The following is a 6,310-nucleotide window of genomic DNA, read 5'->3' as shown; positions in this document are numbered from 1 at the left end:
CAACGCCTTCGCCATCACCTTCGGTGACCGCTGGCCGGGCGCCGAAACCTACTGATCAACAACGCCGGACACACCGATCACGAGACAGGCCCGACAGCCCAGAGTCCGCGCCGTCACCTCGCGCTGTATAACGATCTACAACGTGACTCGGAAGGCCGACAGCAGGTTGAACAGCGAGCACGCGAACTTAAGCGCCGCCACGAAGCTCCGTGCTTTGCCTGAGAACCCGACAAGCAAGGTGCTGACCCTCCTTCGAGGGACGGCCGGCACCGCGTAGCGGTCCCAGGAGTCGACAAGTAACGACCTGGTAGTGCCGTGGTCTCCTGATCGGCGAAGACAGACAGGCAGATAGACGTCATGCCGCCGACCTGACTGAAGGTCCGCGGTGGATTACTGCTCGAGCACGTTGCCATCGCGATCTTTCCCTGGCTCGGTGTAGACCTCGCACCGGCGGCGTACGCGTTCCAAGTGGCTCCGGTGTTGCGTCGACTTCCTTCGCTAAGCGAAGGAAGTCGGTGGACGTTCTGCTCGTGCTCACGGTGCCAGACCTGCCCCGGACGGGTCGACTACCAGCCGACAACGGGCCTCACCGACGACCAGGCGCGCGGCGGGGTCCGCGCCCTTTGCGCGGGTATCGAAGGCCGGGGCGTCGCCTGGTCATCGGCGGTAAACCGGTTGCCGGGGGCGCGGCTGCCCGCGGCCGAGGCTCCGGCTGCCCGGCAGGGCCGGTGGTGCCGACTGGGGCGGTCTCGCTTCCGATCGCGCGGAGTTGTGCCTGAGAGTCCTGATCGCCAATCCAACGTCCGCGATCCCGGCGGAACTCGGTGGTGTGCTCCGATCGCCAGGTCAGAACGGTGATCACTGACCGAATCATGGCCCACGTGCAGGTCCGAGAGCTGCAGGACGGACCACCGTCGGGTCGCGGTTGCGCGAATTTGAGGGTTTTCTCCGGTTACCTCTCTCCGGCCCGGCGGTGAACCCGTTCGCGGACCTGGTACCGACTCTCGCGATCATGATTTCGACGCCCTACCCTCCGAACTGCGCGGGTGGTTCCGTTGGTGACCGATCGTCGCTACAAATGGTCGTATGGAACACCTGTGGCATGAGATCGGGTCCTGCGCGGGCGGCGCTCGCTTCGAGCTGACGCTGCGTGGCTGCGCGGCAAGGATCTGTCTGATGGACGCCGAAAACTACCAGGCGTACCGCGACGAAGACGAGGACGGATATCAGTGCTACTACGGCGGCTTCTGGGAAGCGAGCCCTGTGGAGCTGGTGTTGCCCTATGATGGCCTTCTGGTACCTCGTAATCGACAGCTACCCGGGACGAATCAGCTACTGGCTGGCAGGGCCGTACTGACCCGAGTGGAAGGCCGTCAGGTCGGCGTCCTCGAACTGGCTGAGATGAGCGAGCACGGCTTCGCCGCCGCGGCAACCGCGACCCGGAACGATCGCGGCCAGTTCTAGGTGAGCGCGTCGGAGATCGCCGCGGCGAGCCAGCGCGCGTGTGCCGTGAGCGTCAAGTTAGGTTCAGGACCAGGCGTTCGTAGTGGTCTATCGCGCCGTAGTTCCACAAGACGTTGCGCACCTCGTCTGCATCGAGGCCGCCGCGCAGGTGCGGGAGCAGTTGCTGCGCCAGTGCGATCATCCCGGTCAGCCCTCCTCTGCGAGCTGGGCACACACGGGTTCGAGCGACGCGTCGACGTGCCGGCCGTCGCGGATAAGGATCTACACCTTCGCCGAGCGCGCCTGCCGCTGGGCGAACCCCTCGACGAACAGGCGGATCTTCGTCCGCGCCCGGCGCGGCGAACACTGCGGCGGCTTCCGGCCGCGCAGCCACGGGCCCCGGCTCGTCGTCGCCGGCGACCACGACGTCGAAGACAGCCTCGGCCAGCGCCGCCTTGCCGCCGAAGAGCGCCAATATGAGGACGGTGGCGTTGGGCGGCTCGCCAGCCGTCGAGGAGATCGGCCCCCGTGCGCGGTCCCCACAGCCGTGCACGCCGGTGAAACTCGCGCTCGCGCGGTCGGTGACGAGATTGCAGTACATGAAAGCCGGCCCGGGAGTGCTCGATTGCCGCGTCCCTGCTCGGCGCCAAGGTTCCGCAGGTGGACCTGGGAGAGTCCGGTTACGGAACTGCATAGCTGGTTACGGCGGTCGGGGGTCGTACGCGTACTCGACGTTGCTCGGCGGTGCGAAGTCCCGGCGCTGGCTGTAGAAGCGCGGCTCGCGTCCGCTGCCGCCGGCGTCCGCCGAGCCGGTCCTGCTGGACCGCGACGGTTCGGCGCTCGCGATCACGCTCAACCGGCCCGAACGCCGCAACGCCTACGGCCGGGAGGAGCGCGACGCCCCCGTCGAAGGACTGACCGTGGCCGATCTCGACCCCGGTGTGGAGCGGGTCGTGCTGGCCGGTGCCGGACCGTCGTTCTGCTCGGGCGGCGACCTCGACGAGTTCGGCGCGGCGCCGGACCTGGTCACGGCGCACTTCGTCCGGACCCGGCACGGAGCTGGGCGGCTGCTGCACCGGCTCGCTGACCGCACCGAAGTTCGCGTGCACGGCAGTTGTGTCGGGGCGGGCATCGAGCCGCCGGCCTTCGCGCGGCGAGTGGTCGCGGCCGCAAGTACGACGTTCCGGCGGCCGGAGGTCGCGATGGGGCTGATCCCCGGCGCGGGCGGGACGGTGAGCATCCCCCGGCGGATCGGCCGCTGGCGCGCGTTCTACCTCGCGCTGTCAGGCTTGCCCTCGACGCGTCGACCGCGCTGGCTTAAGGACTGGTCGACGAGCTGGCCTGACCACCCCGCGAGCGGCGCGATGGTCCTAACCCCTCGATGAAGACGCCGACGCGCCATTCGTGGACGCGTCTGGGAGAGGAGGGTCCGCCGTCGCGTACGCGGTGGGAGCGGCCGCCGAGACGAGAGCCGCTGAGTCGAACTCGCGAACCGCGGCGGTCACGGCGGCTTCGTGTACGAGAGCAGGCTCGCTGAGTGCCGCGATTGCCGTGGCATGCTCAGCTGCGGCCTTCCGCATCGAGCGGAGGGCGACGCCGTCTTCTTGCCAGTAGTTCGGCAACGACCTGGCGACCTTGGCCACCCGTAAGAGTGATAGCCCCAGCTTGACTTTCGAAAGCAGCGCTCGCAGCGAAGGTGTCTTGAAGTGGTCCGGGCCGGGCAGGTCTTTCCGGATTCGATCAAAGTCTGCACTCTGGTCTCGTGCGGCCACCAGGCCTCGTTGCATGCCCCAGAGATCTTCGAGCTGGTCGTCGTCGAAGTCCAGGGTGCGCATGGACGCACGCACTGCGGCCTCAAGGTCATCGAGTACGACAGTGGCGAAGATCGTATCGATGCTGAGAGGTGCCTTGGAGTTGCGTCGCTGCAGCTCCACAGCGGCTCGGGCAGTCCGCAGGAGGTCGCGCGGGAGACCACCGGACCAGGCATGGCAGAGCATTGCGACGATGGGCGGGAAGCCGGTCGCCCGGGCACGCACGATGTCCAGGGACTCGTCGAGCTCCAGTCGACGAGTGTGCACGACGGTGTCGAAGGCCGAATCGAACGCATCCCGGCCGGCCAGCCCACGCCGCTCGAACGAGTCCAGAGCGTCTGTCGACACGGTGACGAGGAAGTGAACTTTCTCGATGTGGAAGAGATCTTTCAGCTCGTTGACGATGTCCACCAGGTCGGCGGGGTCGCCGAGTTTGTCGAGTTCGTCGATGCACAGCACCATTCTTTTGTCTTCGCTGTGGCTCGCGAACAGCTTGAGCAGCTCTCGAAGGGAGTCAACGAGGTCGGACCGACTCGGTGCGCGGCTCTTTAGTTTGAGGCTATTTTCGCCGGATGACTCGTAAACTGATTGGACCTTGAGCGTGTTCTTGTTGCTGGTGGCTCGCTCGGTCTCCCAGCGGAGTTCACGAAGGACCGCGAGTGCTTGTCTAACGTGGGGTTGCATGGAGTTCGTGTCGACGCGCACTAGCACTTTCGCGAATTGGACTATTCCGACAAATATCAGTAACGCAATCGCGATCAACTGAAATAGGTTTGCTCCTGCCAATATTCGCGTTGTCAATATACTGGAAGTTGTGGAAAAGGAAGAACTGCCGCGCAGCAGCTCGGGCAGCACGGAGATACCTAGCGCCGACCCGAGAATTATCAGTTGTTTGCCGATAGTGGCTCGCTGCAGGGCGACGCGCAGATGATTTCTGGCTGCGCGGCTTCGGCGACCGGCGATCGCGCGCGCGACGTTCGTCAGCAGGAGTCGAATGAACTCTCCAGGATCGTAGCGTACGGGGGAGGGTGTGATGACCACGGGTTCGTCGGCATCCGCGTCACCTAATAGGGCTTGCATCACCGTCGACTTGCCCGAGCCACGGGTTCCGGCTAGGCCGATCGCGGAGGACTCGTGTTCCCTGATGAACTCACGGACGTAGTTCGCTGTCGCTGATTGTCGAACCTGGGTGACATCGAGTTCGACAAGTCGAGGAGCGTGGGTAGGAAATGCGACGATCCCGCGTGGCCCGAGTTCGCTGTTGATGGCAGTGGAGATTGCCTCTTGAACCGCAGCGGACATCGATCGGTCCAGTACGCCGGCCGCAGTGTCGGCGGGCTGCATCGCAGACTTGATCGCGGCTTTCCTTCTGAAAATTTGGCTTATCGCGACGATGATGAGGAGACCGACGACCAGCCAGCCGGTAAAGGCTATCAGGTAGGTGTTGTGGGCGATCCAACTCTGCTTCGGATCGACTCCGAATATGGTGGTGATCGCCTCTGCGTCGGTTCCGCTAAAGTAGCCTGCAATGAAGATGGCGAGGACTGTGAGTAGTGCAAGCAGTGTTAACCAAAGGTTGCTCTTTGTTCGACGAATAGAGACTGCGTTATTCGCTGTCTCAAGGGCGTCCTTGTGGGCAGTGCGGTCTGGCGCGGTCGCCCTCCGGACGTCGTCGATGTTCTCGGCGAGGAGTCGCTTCAGGATGTCATCGCGGTGGTCGCGGTAGTGTTCGAACTCCTGGCGTTCGAACACGTCTTTCGCGATAGCAGCTATCTCGTCCGCGAGCTCACCTTCGGGCATGTAAGCAGAGTCGCCGCCGATGATCGCTCGTTACGGATAGGTGAGTTCGAAACGGTACCGTTATGACGTGGCTGCGACCTAGCGTTCAGCGGTTTCCGCCGTTGTCACCTTGCGGATGTCCGTCGCTGAGGCAGTCCGGTTGTCGACAAGCGTCATGGCCTCGTTCGTCTTGACGGAGGTCGGCGCTGCCGTCGTCGCCCGCGTCTCGGCGTACCTCGACGAGCACGAGAACCTACCCGACACCGGCGACGTCATCGGCGGCGTGTTCCGCCCGGCCGCCGACCCGGTCCGGCTGCGCGTGTCCGACCTGCGCGCGCTGCTCGACCAGGCGGGCACCGAGCGCTACCCGCACGCCGTCGGCATCTTCTGCGACCGCTGCAGCGACGAGTACCACGGCGACTACCTCGTGTCCGCGGCCGACGACCAGGCCACCCGGTTCTGCTACGCGCGCGAGCACCTGAACCGGCGGGGCTGGCGCTGCGGCCCCAAGCGCGACCTCTGCCCCCGCTGCTACGCGATCGAGCTCGCCAAGGCCGTGCACGGCGTCGCCGACGTCGAGTTCGGCCGCCGGATCCTCGACGCGGTCCGCGAACTGACCGGCGTCCCGCTGGAGGACGTCGCGTGGTGAACATTCTTTTCCGCCTCTACGGCGCGTATCTCCGCGCCCCGGACCGCCGCCGCGAGCCGCCGCCGCGAGCGCGCGGCCCGGACGCGTGAGATCCGCCGACTCGACCAGGAGAACTGACCATGGCCCTGCTGCCCGAGGTCGCCGCGACCCTCGCGTCGCTGCGGATGATCGAGCCGCCCGCCGAGCCGTCGGCGTCGGTGCCCGGCGGTCCGCCCCCGGTGCCGCTCGTCGACCCGCCGACCAAGTACGAGCCGGATCCGTCGAGCGGCGTGCTCGCGCCGCCGCGGGTCGAGTGGCCCTCGCGGCGGGCCCCCGCCGAGCACCGAGCCGCCAGCCGGGCCCGTGCTCGCCGTCGGCGACCAGGTGACCGTGACCGCGAGCGGCACCACGTTCGAGGCCACCGCGTCACGGCCGTGACGCCGAGCGGGGGAGGTGCCATCGAGCCGCCGCCGGTGACCGATCCCGCGCCGGTCGATCCGTCCGCGGAGTAGCCCGACTTGCCGTGAGTCGAACACGTGTTCTACGGTGGCGAGTGTCGGGGGGGGGGGGGGGGGGGCCCCCCCCCCCCCCCCCCCCCCCCCCCACCCAATATAAACACCCCCCCCACCCCCCCCCCCAACAGACGAGA

6 protein-coding genes are annotated in these 6,310 nt (G+C 66.3%); 4 read left to right on the top strand and 2 right to left on the bottom strand.

Annotated elements, in window-relative coordinates:
- The first annotated feature begins 1,086 nt into the window (after positions 1 to 1,086).
- Positions 1,087 to 1,464, top strand: coding sequence for a hypothetical protein (locus tag ACWEVN_RS45540; RefSeq protein WP_452055420.1), 378 nt, complete (start codon positions 1,087 to 1,089; stop codon positions 1,462 to 1,464).
- A gap of 52 nt (positions 1,465 to 1,516) precedes the next feature.
- Here the strand turns inward: ACWEVN_RS45540 and ACWEVN_RS45535 are convergent, their stop codons facing one another.
- Positions 1,517 to 2,044, bottom strand: a complete 528-nt coding sequence (locus ACWEVN_RS45535; RefSeq protein ID WP_452055419.1) for a hypothetical protein — start codon at positions 2,042 to 2,044, stop codon at positions 1,517 to 1,519.
- A 187-nt stretch (positions 2,045 to 2,231) separates the two neighbouring features.
- Here ACWEVN_RS45535 and ACWEVN_RS45530 point away from each other — a divergent pair, with 187 nt between their 5' ends.
- Positions 2,232 to 2,828: an enoyl-CoA hydratase/isomerase family protein gene (locus tag ACWEVN_RS45530; protein ID WP_452055421.1), complete on the top strand. Its 597-nt coding sequence runs from the start codon at positions 2,232 to 2,234 to the stop codon at positions 2,826 to 2,828.
- Here ACWEVN_RS45530 and ACWEVN_RS45525 read toward each other — a convergent pair.
- Complete coding sequence (locus ACWEVN_RS45525; RefSeq protein ID WP_452055418.1) at positions 2,814 to 5,054, bottom strand: P-loop NTPase fold protein; 2,241 nt, start codon at positions 5,052 to 5,054, stop codon at positions 2,814 to 2,816. The two genes, ACWEVN_RS45530 and ACWEVN_RS45525, sit on opposite strands and share 15 nt — an antisense overlap.
- Positions 5,055 to 5,208: 154 nt before the next feature.
- Here ACWEVN_RS45525 and ACWEVN_RS45520 point away from each other — a divergent pair, with 154 nt between their 5' ends.
- Positions 5,209 to 5,682 carry a hypothetical protein gene (locus ACWEVN_RS45520; protein ID WP_452055417.1) on the top strand — a complete coding sequence of 158 codons (474 nt, stop codon included), beginning with the start codon at positions 5,209 to 5,211 and terminating at the stop codon, positions 5,680 to 5,682.
- 119 nt (positions 5,683 to 5,801) lie between these two features.
- A complete protein-coding gene (locus tag ACWEVN_RS45515) occupies positions 5,802 to 6,173 on the top strand; it encodes a hypothetical protein (RefSeq protein ID WP_452055416.1) in 372 nt (123 codons plus the stop codon).
- Positions 6,174 to 6,310 lie beyond the last annotated feature (137 nt).

The organism is Amycolatopsis sp. NPDC003861 (assembly GCF_053605405.1).
This window is presented reverse-complemented; position numbering and strand designations above follow the sequence as displayed.

Coding starts and splice junctions, on each gene's coding strand:
- ACWEVN_RS45540 (WP_452055420.1), top strand. CDS start 1,087: ATGGAACACCTGTGGCATGAGATCGGGTCCTGCGCGGGCGGCGCTCGC.
- ACWEVN_RS45515 (WP_452055416.1), top strand. CDS start 5,802: ATGGCCCTGCTGCCCGAGGTCGCCGCGACCCTCGCGTCGCTGCGGATG.
- ACWEVN_RS45520 (WP_452055417.1), top strand. CDS start 5,209: ATGGCCTCGTTCGTCTTGACGGAGGTCGGCGCTGCCGTCGTCGCCCGC.
- ACWEVN_RS45535 (WP_452055419.1), bottom strand. CDS start 2,044: ATGTACTGCAATCTCGTCACCGACCGCGCGAGCGCGAGTTTCACCGGC.
- ACWEVN_RS45525 (WP_452055418.1), bottom strand. CDS start 5,054: ATGCCCGAAGGTGAGCTCGCGGACGAGATAGCTGCTATCGCGAAAGAC.